Below are 21,318 nucleotides of genomic sequence, written 5' to 3'. Positions count from 1 at the left end.
ATGAAAGCAATACTAATAATAAGAAAAAAAATTGACTTCGAAATTTTGAGTTTAGTATTGGCTACACTTCTTTTGTTACTGTCCTGTCCCTGTATGGGGCAGGTACAACAAAAGAAGGCATTAACCGAGAACGATTACCAGAGATGGGGAACACTAGAAGTAAAAGCCATTTCTGACCAAGGGAAATGGGCAAGTTATGCGATGCGTTACGAAAACCACAGTGATACTTTATTTGTGCAGAACATCGCTAAAAATAAAAGCTATGTTTTCCCAAAAGGAAATGAGGGTCGTTTTGGAGGGGAACAACTCTTTGCTTTTCTAGCTCCCGATTCAAAACTAAAAGTAATGGAGCTTCCCACAGGCAAAATTGCGGTTTATGACAATGTTAAGCGGTATGAGCTGGCAAAGGATGGCCAATATATAATCACCCTGAATAAAGGTTACGGTGAAAAATGCCTGATGCAGATCCGCAACCCAAATGGTAAGGTGATTGACAGTATTGACGGTATCTCTGAATATGTGTTAAATGCAGATAAGGATGCGATTGTGTATGCTTCGAGTCAAAAGGATTATAGCGAGATAGGGATTATTCATTTTACCCTCTATTCACATACTGCTGTTTCAAAAGTAAACGGCAGTCACTTTTTTAACTTGATGTGGGCTAAGGACTCTAAATCGGTGGCTTTTTTACGGGAGACAGATTCAGCTACTAAGGAAGTTACCGTGAATTATTATAGAATTGCTGATAAAAAGCTCTTCTCACTGGATTATGCCTCTAAAGCGGATTCAAAGAATATGGAAGTTTTTAAAAGGACTACATATGCCATTTCCGACGATGGAAAAAAAGTATTTTTTATGTTAGCCAAAAAGAAGGATCCTAATTTAGAAAAGCCGGATGTGCCTGAAATTTGGCACGGCAACGACAAATGGCTTTATGCAGACAGACAACGGCAGCAGACTGAGGGCGATATTCCCAAAGTAGCTCTCTGGTATCCTGAAACGGGTTTGTGTTTACAGATCAGCGATGACGAGCTACCGTCAATCATGCTGAGCGGACAACAGCAGTATGCTGTTTTATACAATAAGTTTTCCTATGGCCTGCAATCGAAATATTATGAAGAAGCGGATTTTTATTTAACCAATCTAAAGGATGGTTCCAAAGAGCTGATACTGAAAAAGCAATCCGTTGATTTGAACCAGATGGGCTTTGATCCTTTCAGCAACAGAATACTGTATTATCGGGAAAGTAATTGGTGGATGTATGATCCTGTGGAAAAAACACATACCAACCTGACTAAAAAAGTTACAACTCACTGGGACAACTATAATACTTCTGATGCTCCCCATCAATTTGGAGCCTATGGCAATCCGGGCTGGACCAATGATGGAAAAAATGTTTTATTGTATGATGCCAATGATATCTGGCTGGTGGCTATCGATGGTTCTTCTTGTAAGCGATTAACCAGAGGATACGAGAAAAACCTAGTTTACAGGATAACTCCCATTGAATATGACTGGCGATCACAGAGTAACTATGATGGAAGGAACCCCACCATTTTTGATCTATCCGAAGACCTGCTGCTCGAAGCCACCAATAGTGAAAACTGGTCAACGGGATATTTTATTTACAATGATAAATCGAAAGAACAACCCATAGTATATGAAGCCAGTAAAATCGATGAAATCCGTAAGAGTAAAAACAGTGCTTATATCTTCCAGACTCAAACTTTCAATCAGTCGCCGCGATTGGAATTCAGACGGAAAAACCAGACCGCTTCCAAAATTTTATTTCAGTCCAACAAACAGCAAAAAGAGTATTCTTTTGGAAAATCTGAATTACTGTATTACTACAATAGTAAAGGTCAAAAACTAAAAGCGGCGCTGTTCTATCCTGCCAATTATGACCCTACGAAAAAATACCCAATGGTGGTGGAAATTTATGATGTTATGTCTAAAAACAGGTATAACTATGCTAACCCCTCGTTTTTAAATCCCGAAGGTTTTAATGTCACCAATTATGCGCTCAATGGTTATTTTGTATTGATGCCCGATATCATCTACCAGATGGGTAATCCCGGAAGTTCGGCCGTTGATTGTGTGACAGCTGGAGTCAATACAGTTATTGGTAAAGGCCTGGTGGATAAAGATAAGATCGGTTTGTACGGCCATTCCTTTGGCGGCTATGAAACCAATTTCATCATATCGCAAACTCCTATTTTTGCGGCCGCTGTTTCCGGCGCTGGCATAAGTGACATCATATCCCTTTATTTTAATATCAGCAGGAATGGCTATTTTCAATCAGATATGTGGCGATTTGAAAACCAGCAGTTTCGTATTGGAAAATCACTGTACGATGATAAAGAAGTATACGTTAATAACTCTCCCATTATGCATGCGGAAAATGTGAGAACGCCGCTGCTGCTGTGGACCGGAAAAAACGACAGAATCGTTCCTTGGAATCAGAGTATTACCTACTATTTGGCACTTCGAAAATTGGGAGTTTCAACCCAGATGCTTGTTTATCCTGACGAAGACCATTCGCTAGAGAATCCAAAAAACCAGAAGAATCTCAGTCAGCGAATGATGGAATGGTTTGATTATTGGCTGAAAGGGGAAGCTGAATTTAAAGCAGTATCAAAAGAAACGGAATAGGGAATAAACATAAAAAAATAATGCAGTTTTTCAAAAAAACTGCATTATCTTCATTGAAAAATGATTTTACTAATTGCGGTGCAATTGTTGGTTACAAGAAGTTTTACTGCCACCATAGGCGATATTACCACCGCTGAGACAGGCAGGACCATTACCTGGAGCACAGTTAACATCAGGAACTTCCTGACAGTCGTTCACTGATGGATTGTGAATAAAAGCCGGAATCAATACATCGGCTTTACTTACTTCTGAAGTGTTAGTACTTACTGCACCGGCACTAGCCAGAGCAAATGCTGCTATAGGCAGTACAAACGCTCTTAAAATGGTTGTTTTCATAATATTTAAATTTAAATTAATAGAATTTGATCTACTCTTTTCTACAGGTTTTCGATCGTTACTCCTGCTACCGGCCGGTATCTTTCAATAATATTCATATACTGTACTAAATTTTGGATTGGATTCTTTTCCCATATCCGTATTTGAGCATATAATGTCCCGAGAGGATATACATCGCTGAATCGCCAGCGAAAAAGTTTTTCATTCGCCCCGCTTCTTCATCATACACGTAAAAACTCAAAAGATAAGTCTGTTTTGACAAATCATAAACGTCAACTACAGAAGCATACTTCCACACATCAATCTCTTCATATTTGCCTCGTAACAGGGAATTAACGAAAAGTAAGTTACCCCGTACTGTTGTGTGACGATTAACCATATACGGTGGTGCTGCTAATTTTATGTCCCCGGATTGTTTTATTTTTACCACTTCCAATTTTGCTTTAGTAGTAGTGTCAATGGTATTGGCACGATGCTCAACGGTTAGGTTTTCCTTTGTAATAATATATTGGTTGCGATAGTAGTAAGTGTAAATCAGTTTATGCAATGTGGCGCTATATTGTAGTGTACCATCGGTGTCAAAAATTCCTTCCATCTGTTTTTGCAACACCTGTGGATTGTATTTGATTTTTGGATTCTCATAGTTGTTGGCAATCCCCAGAATATTTTCTCCTGTTGGAGGTTTTTGGGTTCTAAAAGCCAGCTGCTTATCATTGATAAAGACTATATCTGAAAAATAGAATTGTTTTTCCATCATTACTTTGGCTTTCCAATCAGAAATCAAACCTCTGTAAATGACAGGAACCGTCCCATCAATTACATAGAAATATGGAGCGTTAATCCGAATCTCGACTGCCTTAAAATTAAAATTCTCACGGTCCAATTGGATGGTGTATTTCTTTTTGCTTTTTAGATTGGAATCAATTTCAAGAATTTGAAGCGGAGCCAAACGATTGGCTAAATAAATTTTATTTTTATTAGTACCAGCAACATAATAAGATGTATTTCTTAAATCAATGCTGCCTACTTTGGCCGCTGTCGCTTGTGGAAAGCGTCTAATAAAAGGGTTTTCCTTTTGCATGATGTCTTCCGAGAAAAGAAATAATCCTGTAATGACCAAAACACTTCCTAAAACTAATAAGGATAGTCGAATCAGAATGCGGTTATTCATGGATCGCAATAAAATGGCGAATATTGCCAAAAACAGGAATGCCAGATTAAAAATAAGATGTTCTTTCCATCCTAACTTTTCCAAAATACCACCGCATGAACAGGGAATAAAATAACTGAAGTGCAGTATGATAACTATATAAGCAGTAAACATACTCATCAAGGCAACTGCTGCCCATAAAGCAATATATCTAAATCTAGGGACACTCAGTAGAACTGCAATAATCAGTTCCAGAACAATTACTGTAATAGACACAAAATCTGCAAAGGGACTTAAAAGGGGAGACTGTCCCAACTGAGCCTGAAAGTTTTCAAAATCCAATAGTTTACTGACTGCTGCATAGACAAAAAGTATAATATAGAGCAAACAAGTAAACTCTAAAAACAAGTTCTGTATTTTGATATTAAATCTCATAGCTTCATAGATTTTAGTTCTACAAAGCAAAATTCTGAATTCAAAAGCCAAAACACTTGTCTTATTGGGAGCAAAACTTGTCCAAAACGGATAAGGTTTGAAAAGCTAAAATTTAATCTTCCACTATAGAAGTAGAACCGGTTTCATTTCGCTTTATTTCATATGGAGAAAAACCAAATCGTTTTTTAAAGGATTTTGAAAAATTGGGATAATCGTTAAAGCCATTCATCACCGATATATTTTTCAAAGGTATCGTAGTGTGTTCAATCATAAAATAAGCTCTTTTCAAACGCTCATCATTATAAAACTGGTAAATACTGGTCTTGAAAAAATGACGAAAGCCATCTTTTAATTTATGTTCATTAGTACCAAATTCAGATGAAAGCACTTTTAGCGATGGAAGCGGTTCTTCAAGGTGTGCCAATATATAGTCATAAAGTTTTTGAATCAAGAGTGCGTCTTCCTTTCGAGTTTTATTATGTTTCTCGTTTTCATTTTCGTACATCAAAGGACGATAAGAATCTTTACGGGCAGGAGTAACAAAATTTAATATAATTTCCGAACTAATAACTAACCTTCCAATAGTACAGGAAACAGAAACAGGCAAATGTTCATTAGGTGTAAAATCTAAAGCAATAGTTGTAGGCGATGAAACATTTACATCGAGTACATCATGAAGTTGTTGCAAAGAAGCTGGAGTAATAATGCCCGCCAAAGGCAGGTCTATCAATTCAGATTCCGAATAACCTAAAAAATAAGCAATTTCAGGAGTAAAGCTTTTGATAGAAAAAGAGGTGTCCAAAACAAGTGTACTTTGAGCTATAAATTGAAGTTTTCTATGGGCATTAACATAGCCGACATTAAAAATCGACTCTTTCATTTCTTCCGCAACCATATTAATTAAAACAACAAGCGTTTCCAATTCTTCATCATTGGAACTTAAGGGAATGCGACTGTTAAAATTGCCACGTGCCATCTCAAATAGCATTTGATGAATGGTTACAATACGTTCTTTATTGTACGCTTTCATAAAATTCAACTCTTAATTTTTCTTTCTAAAAACTAAATAAACCCTTTCAGGTAAACTAAAGCATCTTCTTCTTTAGTGAAAATTTGAGTAGGTACAGAAGGTTTACTAATCTGTACATAAAAAGTGCTTATCGTCAACAATACTTTCTCGTGCACAATAAGACCAACGGCTTGTGTCAATATAGACCCAGATTGTGCCAAATAATCTCTACCTGATTTCTCGGTGGCAACAATACCACGAATATCACACAGAATAGGATAAGATTTTTCGTTTTGAAAATGAATTCTATCAGTTACAACACATTGGGCTACCTTAAGATCAATAATAGTATTGGGTTTATATTCAAAAAAAAGAATACCATCGGTTATCCAAAACCGCGCAAAATCATTCTCATAAAGATCATGGGCTGCAATCATGTTCTATGAATTAAAGTTTTATAATTTAACAAAAATATAAACATTTATTAACAAGCGCTTGTTAATTTGGGAATATTTGTTGCTTTTTGCAGTATTTGTTGTTAATTCGGGAATTTGACTTGTCAATTTGGGAGTATTGAAGAAGTAGTTGAAATAACTTTCATTTTTTTTATGAAATTTATGACTCTATTTTAAAAAACACCAAAAATAAGTAACCAATGGCAAAAATTAGACACAATAACTTTATCGATACTGTGGATGAAGTTTTTTCGGAAGCAAAGAAAGAAGGCATACTGCACTTATATGCAGAAGACAAGATTTTAACGGGCAGGACAATCCAAATCAAGGGAAAGGAAATGTTTCATTTCGGAACTACTGGTTATCTGGGTTTAGAACAGGACGACAGACTTAAAGAAGCTGCTATTCAAGCCATACGTAATTATGGTACGCAATTTCCCCTTTCAAAATCATATATTTCACATCCATTATATAGTGAATTGGAAAGTAAAATCGAACAAATGTATGGTATACCACCTATTATAACCAAGAATAGTACATTGGGGCATTTAGCTATTATCCCAACGCTCATTAGAGATGAGGATGCAGTAATAATAGATCACCAGGTCCACTGGAGTGTGCAAAATGCTTGTCAACTTTTAAAACTGCGAGGAATTCCGGTAGAAATGATCAGACACAGCAATTTGGATATGTTGGAAGATAAAATAAAACAACTAAGTACCAAGTGCAACAAAATCTGGTATATGGCTGATGGTGTATATTCCATGTTTGGGGATTATGCACATATCCCGGAATTATTGGCTTTAACCCAAAAGTATGCACAGCTAAACCTTTATTTTGATGATGTCCATGGAATGAGTTGGAAAGGCAAAAATGGAACTGGTTTTGTTTTTGACGCGATCAAAGAACTACCTGAAAATTGCATTGTAGTGAGTACACTAAGCAAAACATTTGGAGCCAGTGGCGCAACATTATTTTGCAAGAACCAAAAACTGCGGGAAAAAATTAAAAATTTCGGCGGACCGTTAACCTTTTCCGCTCAGTTAGAACCTGCATCTGTAGCGGCTGCAATAGCTTCAGCAGAAATCCATTTATCTCCTGAAATAGAATTGAAACAAAAAGATTTGGCAGATAAAATTGCTCACTTCAATCAATTGTTGTCTTTAGGAAACCTTCCAATAATCTCAAAAAACGATTCGCCAGTTTTCTTTTTGGGAATGGGGACGCCTGCAACGGCCTATAATTTTTCGAAACGTTTATTCAAGGAAGGATTTTTTCTGAATTTGGGAATTTATCCTGCTGTACCAATAAAGAATACCGGGATTAGAATTACATTATCTAGTCACAATCAGCAACAAGATATTACAGCCTTGGCCGAAGCGTTGGAATATCATTTCCCTAAAGCGTTGGAAGAAACAAACAACAGTGAAAACAAAATAAGACAGGCTTTTGGATTAGGCATTGGAAGGATTCAAAAGATTTCAGAATTAAAACAACAGGAACTTATTATTGAAGAAAAAAGCACCATTCAAGACATTGAGAAATTAGAGTGGAATCAATACATGGGTAAGCAAAATATTTTTGATTGGGAAGGAATGGTTTATTTAGAGAATACATTCAGCCAGCATCCTGACCCAACAAACCAATGGGATTTTTATTATTATGCTATTAAAGACAATGAAGGCAACATAATACTTATGACCTTTTTTACGTACGGACTTTGGAAAGACGATATGCTCGCTACCGAATCTGTCTCTATTCATTTGGAAGAAATAAGAAAAACCAATCCTTTATATCTAACCTCAAAAGTTTTGAGTATGGGATCTTTATTTACTGAAGGTAAACACTGCTTTATCAATCAGGAACATCCTTTAGCGGAGAAAGCAGTAAAACTTTTATTAGACAATATAGAAGAAAAATACAATGCCTTAAATGCTGATATGTTGGTTTTAAGAGATTTTGAAAAAGACAATAGCTATAACAAAACAATAGTTGACCAAGCATATTTTAGAATAGACATGCCGGAATCCTGTGTGATTGAAAACCAAGGTTGGCATACAAATGAAGAGTTTGCAGAGTCATTATCTATTCGTTCCCGTAAACATTTTTATAAAGAGATAGAACCTTACGAAAAGTGCTATGGTGTAGCAATAAAAAATCAATTAAGCAAATCAGAAATAGCAAGAGCATATCAACTCTACAACAATGTAAAAGACAATAATTACGCTATCAATACATTTCGATATTCTCAAGAAGTTTTCGAAAACATGAATGAAAGCCCCAACTGGGAGTTCATAGTGTTAACATTGAAAGCTGATACCGAAAATCCATTTGCAGGTGTTATGTTTTGCTACAAAAACAGCAATCACACCTATGTCCCAGAATTAATAGGAATGGATTACAAATGGGCAAAAGAATACCAACTCTACAGGCAATTATTATTTCAAACTATAAAAAGAGCTAATGCATTAGAGTTTCAAAAAATAGATTTTGGAGTGTCCGCTTCTTTTGAAAAAAGAAAATTAGGTGCTAGAGTAATTCCAAAAATAGCCTATGTTCAGGCAAGAGACAATTACGCAATGGAACTTATGAATACTTTGCAAAATGATTACAAATCAATTGCAAAATGACGAAAGCATATTGACAACTAATATTAAAAAAGATGTTTGAAAAAGCAATTGAATCATTTAATGCTGTCTGCAATGAAATTTTAGATGCAAACGAAACGATGCAAAATAAGGCTTGCAATGGAATTGTATTGTGTAATAAAACATTAACGAACTTAAAAGAGATAGTGGATAAAAATGATTTCAACACCGTTCCGGAGGAGATTGATTTTTTCAAAAACATTAAACCTGTCCCTATGAGCTTATTGATTTATTTTACAGAAGTACGTTCCTGTGAACTAAGAATGCCTAAAGCGGGTAACACCTATAAAGTTCAATTCTTCCAAAAAGAATTGCGAAAAATCAATAAATTCTTTTACAGAAATGCCGATTTTGTGCATTATATGGAACAAGGATACTGTTACCTAGACCATCAATTCTTTACTAGGAATCATAGGGATAATTTTCCTTTTACACCCATGACTGATTATTACCAATTTCCTGAATTTTCAACATCGCAAGACATGCTTTGGGCAAAAGTAAAAGCGATGTATCGATTCATTCATTATATCCGACAAGCACTAAAAAGACTAAAAGTCGATGATTCCGAAATATTTGAAGAAAAAAAACACAAAGTATTGGTATGGACAGGACCAAAAACAGCTTTAACAGAATTGATTTATGCATTGTTTTCTAATGGTACAATCAATCATGGTGCTGCAGACATTAATACGATAACAGCATCCTTTGAAGATTTCTTCAATATCAAATTAGATAATATCTATAAAACCTATACCGAAATCAAAGCCCGTAAAAGTAGCAAGACAAAATTTTTGGAAGAATTAACGCTAAACTTACAACAAAAAATGTCTAGAGAAGATCAAGAGTAAAGTCGTAACTACGAAAATATACAAGCAGTAAATCCTGATTTAAAAGGATATACTGCTTTTTTTATGCTAGAATCAATCAAAGAATAATTCCCCATAAAATTAAGGTTTTTGCAGATTTTAAATGTTAATTTTTTTCGTACTACGAAGGCTATTGGGATAAAATCCAATAATTGCCGCTAAATAGGCTAATGAGTATCAACCTAAAACAGAAATCATAAGCGCATTCATTTTTAGAGAATAATTCCCCTGTAAAACCAAGGCTTGAAGAATTTTAAATGTTAAATTTTTTCAGTACTACGAAAGCCATTGTGATAAAATCCAAAAAAAGCAACTGAATTTTGTAAAAGCATATTAAATAGTACCTCTATCTGGAAGAATTGCTACATACTGCGTATTGAACCTAAATTTTTGATTATGAATGTTGACAGAATAGAATTTATGGCTTGGATGGAGCGAATAATCGAGAGGTTCGACATCCTTATGGAAATGGTAAACGGGGCTAAAAATCAAAGTGCTATTATTGATGGAGAAGAGTTACTGGACAATCAGGATATTTTGCAGATGCTGAAGATAAGTGCACGATCACTTCAGCGTTACCGCTCTTCTGGCAAGTTGCCCTATTATACAATTAGTGGAAAAATTTATTATAAGCTCTCAGATGTGCACCAATTCATCAGAGAAAGCTTTACCGCCTCCATGCCCAAAGTAAAAGTCAACGGGTGACAAATAATGCCAATAAATGGCAATTAGTACAAAACAGTAGAAGCCTCTTTTACTTTCGATATCAAATTAAAAAAATTCAAATTATGAGCGAACAAAATTTAGATAAACCAAAAACTTCCGAACAATTATCTGAGATATTATTGGTGCTGGATAAAGAGAAAAAGAAAATTCAGGCTGTAAAGGGTATTGATGAAAATGGCAAGCTGGAAACCGTTGACCCTACAAAGAAGAACCAGAACCAGTTTATGCGGGTTGATAAGCAGGGTGATTTCTTTTCCAATTTCTTCTCTAATTTTTTCAGCCAATTGAAGAATCCTACCAATTTCACATTCTTCAAAGTTCCTGCACCATTGGCTATTAATATGGCAAAAGAAATGCAAAAACAGGTAGATTATCCAACACCTGAAGGAGAACAACTAATGAAGCAACACGAAGTGAAAACGGAACTAGTTCAAAATAATAAACAAGAAAATAAAAATAGTATGGAAACAACACAGACAACATCAGAGACAAGTGAATACCGCTACAAACCAGAACAGATTGACTGGGAAACAATGAACAATCTCGGACTGAGTAAAGAAAAACTCGAAAAGATGAACCTCCTTGATCCTTTATTGAGAGGTTTTAAAACCAATGAGCTTGTACCAGTAAGCCTTAATCTCGGCACTGCCGTTACCCGTATGGATGCACGGCTGTCTCTGCAACAAAATGATGAAGGGGCGGTTGTGGTTGCCATTCATGGTATCCGCAAAGAACCTAACCTGAATTTTCCTTTTTTCGGTCACGAGTTCACTAAGGAAGATAAAGAGAACCTGCTCCAGACAGGGAATATGGGCCGTGTGGTCAATCTGACCAATCCAAAAACGAATGAGAGCATTCCATCCATTGTCAGCGTGGACAGGCTTACCAATGAGCTTGTTGCACTGCGAACAGATAAAATCAAGATCTCTGATGAGATTAAAGGCGTGAAACTAGATGATGTACAAAAACAAACCCTAATGGAGGGTAAGCCACTTTATATCGAAGGAATGACTTCCAAAAAAGGAACTGCGTTTGATGCAACCGTACAATTTAATGCCGATAAGCGTTTTGTAGAGTTCCTGTTTGACAGGGGTAACTCCAATAAGCAGATGCAAGGTAATCAGCAAGCCCAATCGCAGGAAGCTCCGAAAACCTTTAGGGACAAAGAGTTGGATAAGGAGCAATATCAGAAATTTAAAGACGGACAGACTGTTTATGTCAGCGGATTGGTAGATAAGAAAGGTAAGGAATATAATGGTTACATCACCTTTAACAAGGAAACCAATAAAATAGATTTCTCTTTCCAAAACCCGAACAAAATCAAAGAACAGGGAAAACCTGCTGAAGCTTATAAAACGCAGACGGCGGTCAATTCTGATGGTAAAACCAATGAATCGACCAAGAATCTTAAAGAGCCTTTAAAATCTGGGCAAACAAATCCGGACAACAAAAAACAACAGGAACAACAGGAAGCAGCTCAAGCACCTGCCAAATCCAAAGGGCGTAAAATGTAATCACCTAAATACATTCGTTGCGAAAAACTCTGGACCGCCTTACTTAATAAACTTAAAAAGCATTGATTATGAGTAAACTAATAATAGATGGACAACAATCTGTGGAAAAAATCTCTAATCTACTATTATTAGTAGATATGGATAAAGTAGATAAGATAGTATACGGAATGAAGGGAGTTGGAAAATATGATGAATATGAAACGGCAGAAGTAAAAAAGGAAAATCATAGAGAGTTTAAAAGATTTGATAAGAATGATAATTTTCTTCTCTACTTTCTTATGGATTTTTTTGCAAATATACATAATCCAACTCGTTATAAACTTTTCATTGTGCCAGAATCAAAAGCAGTTGAATTAGCAAAGGAAATTCAAATTATTATCAATAATCCTTACAAGGAAGGTGGATTATTGTTGAAGAAATATGAGTTACAGTCAGAACAATTGCAAAAGCAATTGCTGTCTGAACAGGAAAAGCTACAGACACCAATGAAATCAAGTGGTAGAAAAATATAGTCACTTGAAATTTTAAAATGCCAAAGGTATTTTATGTGACAAATAGAATAAAAAGATACATATGAAAATAGTAATTGCAGAAAAACCAAGTGTAGCCAAGGAAATAGCTGGCCTGTTGGGAGCCACCGAAAAGAAGGATGGTTACTTGACAGGTAACGGTTATTATGTTACCTGGGCTTTTGGACATTTAGTAGGATTGGGTATGCCGGAAGATTACGGAATTTCTGGATTTCAGAGATCATCCTTGCCGATACTGCCCAATCCTTTTTTACTGACTGTTCGCAAAGTCAAAAAAGACAAAGGCTATACACTAGATGTAGGAGCATTAAAGCAATTAAAAGTAATAGAACAGCTCATTGACCGTAGTGAAAAGATTATCGTAGCAACCGATGCCGGACGTGAGGGTGAATTAATATTCCGTTACATCTATGAATACCTGAAATGTAATAAGCCATTTGAACGCCTTTGGATCAGTTCGCTTACCGAAAAAGCAATCAAAAAGGGTTTTGACAACCTAAAGCCTGGTAGCGATTTTGATAGATTATATCAGGCGGCGCAGGGTAGGAGCCGTGCTGATTGGCTGGTGGGTATCAATGCTTCTCAGGCGTTGAGCATTGTTGCAGGCAATGGTATTTATTCGCTCGGAAGAGTGCAGACGCCTACACTGGCTTTAATATGCAAGCGTTATTTGGAAAACAGAAATTTTTCGGTACAGCAATACTGGCAGATACAGTTGTCTCATACAAAAGAGTTCACAGACTTTAAAAGTCTTTCCAAAAACAAATGGGAAGATAAAAAGCAGACGGAAGCTACATTAAAGTCCATCGAAAGAAATGGTAATATAGTTACGGTTACCGCTGTAGAAACTAAAAATGTGTCGGAGCAACCGCCTTTGTTGTTTGACCTGACAGGCTTACAAAAAGAAGCTAATATTAAGTTGAACCTTACCGCTGAAGAAACCCTGAACATAGCCCAAGGTCTGTATGAAAAGAAATTTATTACTTACCCGCGTACCGGAAGTAAATACATTCCAGAAGATATGTGGGCAGAAATCCCTAATCTTATCAGGGCTTTACAAGATATGGGAACCTTCAAGCAAGCAGTAACCAAAGTGAAATGGGGACATTTTAATAAACGTATCGTTAATGACCTTCGTGTTACCGATCATCATGGTCTGCTCATTACTGACAAAATCCCTTCGGCATTATCAGCAAAGGAAAATGCTGTTTACAATATGATTGCCTTTCGACTACTGGAAGCCATTTCACAAGCTTGTATAAAAGAGATAACCGATATTACTTTACAGGCTTTGCATTATGATTTTGTCCTCAAAGGCTGTAAGATATTGGAATCAGGTTGGCGTTCCATTAAAGGCAGTTTTTCAGATGATGATGCTGAACCAATGCAGGAACTGCCTAAGCTGAAAAAAGATGATGAACTCAATATCAAACATTTCTTGGTCTTGGAGAAGAAAACCAGACCACCCGTGCTTTATACCGAAGCAGGACTTTTATCAGCTATGGAAACTGCCGGAAGGGAAATAGAGAACGAGGAAGAGCGTAAGGCATTAAAAAGCATAGGTATAGGTACACCCGCTACTAGGGCTGCCATCATTGAAACCTTGTTTACCCGTAATTATATCCAAAGGGAATTGAAAGCCCTTATACCTACCGCAAAGGGATTGCAGGTGTACGAACTGATCAAAGACAAGAAAATAGCCGATGTATCGATGACCGCAGAGTGGGAACTAGCTTTACAAAAAATAGAAAATAACGAAAGTAATGCGGAAGCTTTCCAAAAAGAAATGGAAAATTATGCTAGATCCATTACTAATGAATTGTTGCAAACTCCCATCGCACAAGAAAATCGAGCCATGCTTGACTGTCCCAAATGCAAAAATAGGCAACTGATTATTAGGGATAAAATTGTTAAATGTCCTGATGAGGCCTGCAATTGGGTACAATTCCGAAATGTGTGTGGTGTGCAAATAAGTATATCCGATATAGAAAGTCTTGTTAACAAAAGAAAAACTACTCTCATTAAAGGAATGAAAAGCAAAGCCGGAAAGAAATTCGATGCTTATATCGTATTGAATGAGAAAGCCGAAAGCTCTTTTGAATTTGAAAAATCTAAACTTCCGAAGAAATAATGAGTGATTCTATCATTACCCGTCCGGAAATTGAGAACCGCATTTATACTATAAGAGGACAACAGGTTATGCTCGACAGTGATCTCGCAAGGATTTATCAGGTAGAAACCAAAGTCTTTAATCAGACTGTAAAGCGTAATACAGACCGCTTTCCTGAATCCTTTTGTTTTCAATTGACACAGGATGAATTTGATGCAATTAACTTGAGGTCACAATTTGTGACCTCAAGTTTGAATTACGGGGGAAGACGTTATCTGCCTTATGTTTTTTCCGAACAAGGAATTGCGATGCTTTCAGCTGTACTCCGTAGCAATATTGCCATAAAAGTAAGCATCGAGATAATGAATGCCTTTGTGGAAATGCGCAAGATACTTGTTAATAACGCAGCCTTGTTTCATCGACTGGATAAGATTGAACTGAAACAGATAGATGCAGACCAGAAATTTGAAGAAATCTTTAAGGCACTGGAAAGCGGAAAGTTGTACAGTGAAAAGGGCATTTTCTATAATGGGCAAATTTTTGATGCCTATGCTTTTGTTTCCGATATTATCCGCAGTGCCCAAAGTTCCATTATCCTTATTGATAATTATGTAGACGATACTGTGCTAACCTTGTTGGGTAAGAGAAATAGTGATGTTACCGCAACAATCTATACTAAAAGCATAAGTAATCAGTTACGGCTAGATGTGCAACGATATAACAGTCAATATCCCCTGATTGAAGTTGAGGTTTTTTCGGATGTCCATGACCGTTTTCTCATAATTGATAATACTGAACTCTACCACATAGGAGCATCATTAAAAGATCTGGGTAAAAAATGGTTTGCATTTTCGAGAATGGATATTGAGGTTGGCAGGATGCTCCAAATTTTAGCCATTTAGCAAAATTCTAAATAAAAATATAGTATGAATACACAGCAAAAAGACCTGTCATATTTCAGGTTACGACTACAAGAATTATTAACTATAAGCTTTCCCGAAAAAGCGTATGATGTTAAATTTATTGACCAGCGTTCAAGTTGGGCTTCCAATGCTTATGAAGATGCTTTTCGAGCAGGAAACCCAATAAACCAATGTGATCATATTGCCGATTATGTCTTATTTGAAGGATTGCACTTTTCAAAATTTGATACCCTTTTTCAAGTAGTCTGCAATGAGTTTGATGCGAGAATGGCAGATGAAGAATTACGACCGTTTGCCTTAAAGATGTTGCCTATTTGCTACCCTGTTTTTACAAACTACAAATTAACGGATGACTTCGCCTATACAACGGAGTTTGATTTGCTCTATACGGAACTGACAGGAACCATAGCAATATGGATAGAGGAACATGGGCTTCAGTAAACGTCAACATCTCCAATCGAATATTGATTCCCTGCGAATTGCTTTTAAACTGGAAAAGGAGAACAGAAAAGCCTCCGCAGGCGAAAGACTGCTAATGATGCAATACAGCGGATTTGGTGGTCTTAAATTTGTGTTGAATCCTGCCCAAAATCCGATAGATATTAACCATTGGAGAAAGACCGAATATGAACTTTTTCCAGTTACACAGGAACTCCATCAGCTTCTAAAAGAAAATGCAACTGATGAAAAACAATACCGTAGATATGTGGACAGTATGCGGAGTTCTGTACTGACTGCATTTTACACACCACCTTTGATTATTGATGCTATTTCCACCACATTAAAAGAAAATGGTGTAAGCATTCAAAAACTTTTAGAACCATCTGCCGGTAACGGTTCTTTCATACAATCCTTTGCAGATAAAGATATGCCACAGGTTACCGCTTATGAAAAGGACTTGCTCACTGGAAAAATTTTAAAACAGCTCTATCCAGATAATACGATCCGCATTAGCGGCTTTGAAGAAATACCCGAAAGGGAAAAAAACAGCTATGATGTGGTAGCTAGCAATATCCCTTTCGGTGATACGTCCGTCTTTGATCTTTCCTATTCCAGAAGCAGGGACGCTGCAAAAGTACAGGCTGCCCGAAGCATACACAATTACTTCTTTATGAAGGGAGCCGAAATGCTCCGTGAAGGTGGTGTGCTGGCTTTTATCACTTCACAAGGTGTGCTGAACAGCCCGAAGAACGAACCCATACGCAAGGTATTGATGCAGGACAACAACCTAGTTTCAGTCGTTCGGTTGCCAAATAATTTATTTACCGACTATGCTGGTACAGAGGTAGGAAGTGATCTAATAATTCTGCAAAAGAATACTGCAAAACAAAGTTTGACCGAAGCGGAAGAACTGTTTTGTCAGAGTCAAATAACGGAATACAATACGCCAAGCAACGCCTTGTTTCAAGACAACGGAAGGATTATACATACTACACAGATGTTGGCTACCGATCCTTATGGACAACCTGCATTTGTCTATACGCACAGGGATGGTGTGGAAGGAATTGCCAAGGACCTAAAGCAAATGCTATCGGAAGATTTTGGAAAACATCTGGATATTGGCTTGTATAAAGGTGAACGAAACGATGCGCCAATCAAACAAATTCCTATAACACCAACGGTTGCAACTCCCGTTGCCGGATCTGCAACCATTTCACAGAAAACGCAGACATTAACTGCTCAAACAATAAATAAAGACATTGTAAAAGAAGAAAGGCAACTAAGCATTTTTGATCTCTTTGAAAATTCAAAAGAACTGGCGTCTTTTACCACTCCTGTTAAAGCAGTCACAACAACAAAACTACCAGCCAAAAGAAAAAGAACTGTGAGCGGATATCAGGGAAACCTGTTCAGCGGTTTGATGCAACAACCTCCCATTTCTACTTCTCCAGTAAATAGCAATATACCAAATGAGAGAAATACACAGGAAGTTATCGGCGATTTGTTTTCAGGACTGAAAGGAAATAATCTCTCCGAAAAGATTACCGCAGGCAACACCATTCCCGAACCAGCAATTTATACCAAAGAAATACAGTCTTTTCATCGTAACGATAGCCTTGCAGTGGATAACGGCTGGGTCGGCTATCTTAAAGATTTTGATAGCGATAAGAAACAGGCGATGTTTCATCCTTTGCAATTATCGTCCTTACAGAAAGGAAGAGCTGAAGCCTATATTTCTGTACGAGATAACTACCTCGATTTATATCAGAAGGAAGCCAAACTGCAAACCGAACATAAAGAAGAGAGAGAAACATTTAATAAGGTTTACGATGCCTTCGTAAAAAGGTACGGCAACCTGAACAGTGCCGATAATATCAAGCTTATCAAAACAGACAGTTCCGGTAAGGAAATGGCTTATTTGGAACGTGTTGTGGGCGGTGTGGTACATAAGGCGGATATCTTCCACCGTCCGGTAAGCTTCTCCATTACCACATTAGCTACCGATAATCCCGATGAGGCTTTAGCCGCATCATTGAACAAATACGGGAACGTTGATCTAGACTTTATGTCCAAAATCAGCGGTATATCATCCGACGATTTGAAAGCGGTATTGCACGGACGCATCTTTTATAATCCTTTGGAAAAGGAATATGAAATAGCTGAAAGATGGGTAGCTGGCAATGTGGTGGAGAAAGCCACAGCCTTAAAAAGCTATCTCGAAAGCAATCCCCATGATAGGCAGGCCAAAGAAAGCCTTACGTCTTTAGAAGAAGCCCGACCAAGACGTATCGAATTTGAAGAGTTAGATTTCAATCTTGGTGAACGCTGGATACCGACAGGGATCTATGCCCGTTTTGCTTCTCATCTTTTTGATACGGAGGTGCGTATCCAGTATTCTGAAACTTCCGATGACTTTTCTATAAAATGCGATCAGAAAAATGTACATATATGGGATAAATATGCCGTCAAGTCTGAAAGTCGAACATTTGACGGGATTGCTCTACTGAAAAACGCATTAGTCAATACTACTCCTGATATTACCAAAAAAGTAATGATTGATGATAAGGAAGTCAAGGTAAGGGATATGGAAGCTATACAGATGGCGAATACCAAGATTGATGAAATACGTACCGCCTTTACCGAATGGCTTCACACTCAAAACGATGAGTTTAAAAAAAGGCTGACCGACCAGTATAACGATACCTTTAACTGTTTTGTGCGTCCGCAGTACGACGGAAGCCATCAGGAATTTCCAGGACTGGACAGAAAAGGCTTAGGCATTAACGATTTATATTCGAGCCAAAAGGATACAGTATGGATGATCAAGCTGAACAACGGTGCGATTTGCGATCACGAAGTAGGAGCCGGCAAGACATTGGTGATGTGTACCGCAGCACAGGAGATGAAACGTTTGGGAATGGTACACAAACCTATGATAATAGGATTGAAAGCCAATGTCCATGAGATTGCAGAAACGTACCGTAAAGCCTACCCACACGCTAAAATTATGTATCCTGGCAAAGAAGATTTTACCCCACAGAAAAGGCAACGGATTTTCGGAGATATTAAAAACAACGATTGGGACTGCGTGATATTGACCCATGACCAGTTTGGCATGATACCCCAGTCGCCAGAAATGCAAAAGGAAATCCTACAAGTCGAACTGAACAGCGTGGAAGATAATCTTGCCGCTTTGGAAGCACAGGGCAAAGAGATTTCAAGGGGTATGCTCAAAGGTGTAATCATCAGGAGACAGAACCTTGAAGTTAGGCTGAAAACTTTGGAACATGACATCGAAAACCGAAAAGATGATGTAGTGGATTTTAAGATGATGGGCATCGACCACTTATTTGCTGATGAAAGCCACCAGTTCAAAAACCTGATGTTCAATACGCGTCATGACCGGGTTGCAGGTTTGGGCAATATGATGGGAAGCCAAAAGGCCATGAACCTGCTTTTTGCCATCCGCACCATTCAGGATCGCATACAAGGCGATATGGGTGCTACCTTTCTTTCAGGTACAACTATCAGCAATTCCTTAACCGAGTTATATCTATTGTTTAAATATCTCCGTCCAAGAGCATTGGAAAAACAAGGTATTAACTGTTTTGATGCGTGGGCGGCTATCTATGCAAGGAAAACGACTGATTATGAGTTTTCGGTAGCGAATAATATCGTGTCAAAAGAACGCTTCCGCTACTTTATCAAAGTGCCGGAACTGGCACAGTTCTATTCGGAAATCACGGATTACAGAACCGCTAAGGATATTGGTATAGATCGTCCGGAAAAGAACGAGGTACTTTATAATATACCGCCTACGCCCGATCAGGAAGTATTCATCCAGAAATTGATGGAGTTTGCTAAATCAGGTAATGCGACCTTATTGGGAAGACCTCCGCTAACAGATAGGGAAGAAAAAGCAAAGATGCTGATTGCTACGGATTATGCCCGTAAGATGTCCCTCGATATGCGGATGGTAAGCAGTAAATATAATGACCACCCCGATAACAAAGCTTCTCATTGTGCAACCAATATTGCAAAGTATTACCAAAAATTCCATGCGCAGAAAGGAACGCAGTTTGTTTTTTCAGATTTAGGCACTTACAAGCCAGGAGAATGGAATGTATATGGGGAAATCAAGCGCAAACTTGTAGATGATTATGGTATACCGGAACATGAAGTCCGTTTTATACAGGAAGCTAAAAATGATAAGCAACGCAAGGAGCTTATAGGCGGTATGAATGAGGGGAAAATCCGTGTGCTGTTTGGTTCTACCGGCATGTTGGGAACTGGTGTAAATGCACAGAAAAGAGCTGTTGCCGTTCATCATTTGGATACCCCGTGGAGACCAAGCGATCTTGCTCAACGTGACGGAAGGGCTGTGCGAAAAGGCAATGAAATTGCCAAATTTTTCGCCGATAACAAGGTGGATGTAATTATCTATGCAGTCGAAAAATCGCTGGACAGCTACAAGTTTAATCTTTTGTACAATAAACAGCTTTTTATTGACCAACTCAAAACCAACAATCTAGGAAAGCGAACCATTGATGAGGGGAGTATGGATGAAAAATCGGGAATGAATTTCTCTGAATACGTAGCTATACTTTCGGGAAATACGGATTTATTGGAAAAAGCAAAACTGGAAAAACAGGTCGCTGGATTGGAAAGTGAGAAGCAGGCATTCAATCGTTCCAAGTTCAGCTCCAAATACAAGCTGGAAGATATTTCTGCGACACTAGAGTCTGCCAAGTCACGATTGGAACGAATGACCCTCGATTGGGAAAATCTGCAACAACGCTTACAAAAAGGACAGGACGGAACGATACTGAACCCTGTACAGCTTGATGGATTGTTACCTAATGCTGATGTGAAACAGATTGGAACAAAGCTAAATCAGATTGCGGATAAAGCCCGTACCGGTGGTCAATATGACGAAATAGGCAGCCTGTATGGGTTTACATTATTGGTTAAAACTGAAATATCCGAAAAAGAGGGTATTGATATTAGGGTCAATCGTTTTTTGGTGCAGGGTGAAGGCAATATAAAATACACTTATAATAATGGCTTGATTGCTACTGACGCAAAGCTTGCATCAATGAATTTCCTTAGTGCTTTAGAAAAAATCCCCAGCTATATTGAGCAGGAACAAAAGAAAATTACCGAACTGAAAAAAGACCTGCCTATACTTCAGGAAGTGGTTAACGGTACGTGGACAAAGGAAAGCAGGTTGAGTGAACTGAAAACGGAATTGGCGTCCATTGACAGGAAGATACAATTATCTATTGCTCCAGAACATAAAGAGCAGGATTTAGAAGAGCTGGTAGTACCCATTAAAAGCAGTGATGCTCTGGTTCAGGAAAGACCATCTGTTCGCTTAAAGGGGACTTGATAGCGACCAATTCACGTCAAGTGAATTTCTTAAGTTAACGGTTGTTAGTGTTAGAAAAAGATCCGATTGAAGTTAAAACAATGTCTTTAATTACTATTTTACTTTTTATTTACCTTGATAAATGTTGAATAATT

Annotated in this window: 14 protein-coding genes; 10 read left to right on the top strand and 4 right to left on the bottom strand. The window is 37.6% G+C overall.

Going from position 1 to position 21,318, the window contains the following annotated elements:
* Entirely contained in the window at nucleotides 1–2,652 is a 2,652-nt protein-coding gene (locus HQN62_RS14135; protein WP_173504857.1) for an alpha/beta hydrolase family protein, read from the top strand.
* A gap of 69 nt (nucleotides 2,653–2,721) precedes the next feature.
* On the opposite strand, the gene HQN62_RS14130 is transcribed toward HQN62_RS14135, so the two are convergent.
* From HQN62_RS14130 to HQN62_RS14115, 4 genes are all read right to left on the bottom strand, one after another.
* Nucleotides 2,722–2,988: a hypothetical protein gene (locus HQN62_RS14130; protein WP_024981674.1), complete on the bottom strand. Its 267-nt coding sequence runs from the start codon at nucleotides 2,986–2,988 to the stop codon at nucleotides 2,722–2,724.
* Between the two features lie 106 nt (nucleotides 2,989–3,094).
* A complete protein-coding gene (locus HQN62_RS14125) occupies nucleotides 3,095–4,573 on the bottom strand; it encodes a DoxX family protein (protein WP_173504856.1) in 1,479 nt (492 codons plus the stop codon).
* A 112-nt stretch (nucleotides 4,574–4,685) separates the two neighbouring features.
* On the bottom strand, nucleotides 4,686–5,603 hold the full coding sequence (locus HQN62_RS14120) for a helix-turn-helix domain-containing protein (protein WP_173504855.1): 918 nt from the start codon (nucleotides 5,601–5,603) through the stop codon (nucleotides 4,686–4,688).
* Nucleotides 5,604–5,635: 32 nt separating this feature from the next.
* Nucleotides 5,636–6,019 carry a DUF7793 family protein gene (locus tag HQN62_RS14115; protein WP_100844387.1) on the bottom strand — a complete coding sequence of 128 codons (384 nt, stop codon included), beginning with the start codon at nucleotides 6,017–6,019 and terminating at the stop codon, nucleotides 5,636–5,638.
* Between the two features lie 218 nt (nucleotides 6,020–6,237).
* Here HQN62_RS14115 and HQN62_RS14110 point away from each other — a divergent pair, with 218 nt between their 5' ends.
* From HQN62_RS14110 to HQN62_RS14070, 9 genes are all read left to right on the top strand, one after another.
* Nucleotides 6,238–8,667, top strand: coding sequence for a bifunctional aminotransferase class I/II-fold pyridoxal phosphate-dependent enzyme/GNAT family N-acetyltransferase (locus HQN62_RS14110; RefSeq protein ID WP_173504854.1), 2,430 nt, complete (start codon nucleotides 6,238–6,240; stop codon nucleotides 8,665–8,667).
* Between the two features lie 32 nt (nucleotides 8,668–8,699).
* Nucleotides 8,700–9,533, top strand: a complete 834-nt coding sequence (locus HQN62_RS14105) for an RteC domain-containing protein (protein ID WP_173504853.1) — start codon at nucleotides 8,700–8,702, stop codon at nucleotides 9,531–9,533.
* A 414-nt stretch (nucleotides 9,534–9,947) separates the two neighbouring features.
* Entirely contained in the window at nucleotides 9,948–10,256 is a 309-nt protein-coding gene (locus HQN62_RS14100; RefSeq protein WP_173504852.1) for a helix-turn-helix domain-containing protein, read from the top strand.
* 83 nt (nucleotides 10,257–10,339) lie between these two features.
* Entirely contained in the window at nucleotides 10,340–11,791 is a 1,452-nt protein-coding gene (locus HQN62_RS14095; protein WP_173504851.1) for a DUF3945 domain-containing protein, read from the top strand.
* Between the two features lie 68 nt (nucleotides 11,792–11,859).
* The gene (locus HQN62_RS14090; RefSeq protein ID WP_173504850.1) at nucleotides 11,860–12,303 is read left to right on the top strand and encodes a hypothetical protein; all 444 of its coding nucleotides are present in this window, start codon (nucleotides 11,860–11,862) and stop codon (nucleotides 12,301–12,303) included.
* Nucleotides 12,304–12,364: 61 nt separating this feature from the next.
* Complete coding sequence (locus HQN62_RS14085) at nucleotides 12,365–14,452, top strand: type IA DNA topoisomerase (RefSeq protein WP_173504849.1); 2,088 nt, start codon at nucleotides 12,365–12,367, stop codon at nucleotides 14,450–14,452.
* Nucleotides 14,452–15,333, top strand: coding sequence for an ORF6N domain-containing protein (locus HQN62_RS14080; RefSeq protein WP_100844392.1), 882 nt, complete (start codon nucleotides 14,452–14,454; stop codon nucleotides 15,331–15,333). Before HQN62_RS14085 ends, HQN62_RS14080 begins: the two co-directional genes overlap by 1 nt.
* 24 nt (nucleotides 15,334–15,357) lie before the next feature.
* Nucleotides 15,358–15,795 (top strand): DUF1896 domain-containing protein, encoded by a 438-nt coding sequence (locus HQN62_RS14075; RefSeq protein WP_024981684.1) that lies wholly within the window; start codon nucleotides 15,358–15,360, stop codon nucleotides 15,793–15,795.
* Nucleotides 15,782–21,184 (top strand): N-6 DNA methylase, encoded by a 5,403-nt coding sequence (locus HQN62_RS14070; protein WP_173504848.1) that lies wholly within the window; start codon nucleotides 15,782–15,784, stop codon nucleotides 21,182–21,184. Before HQN62_RS14075 ends, HQN62_RS14070 begins: the two co-directional genes overlap by 14 nt.
* Nucleotides 21,185–21,318: the final 134 nt, after the last annotated feature.

Source organism: Flavobacterium sp. M31R6 (assembly GCF_013284035.1).
Lineage (GTDB): Bacteria > Bacteroidota > Bacteroidia > Flavobacteriales > Flavobacteriaceae > Flavobacterium.
The sequence above is the reverse complement of the archived record's forward strand: the minus strand, read 5'-3'. Positions and strand labels throughout refer to the sequence as shown.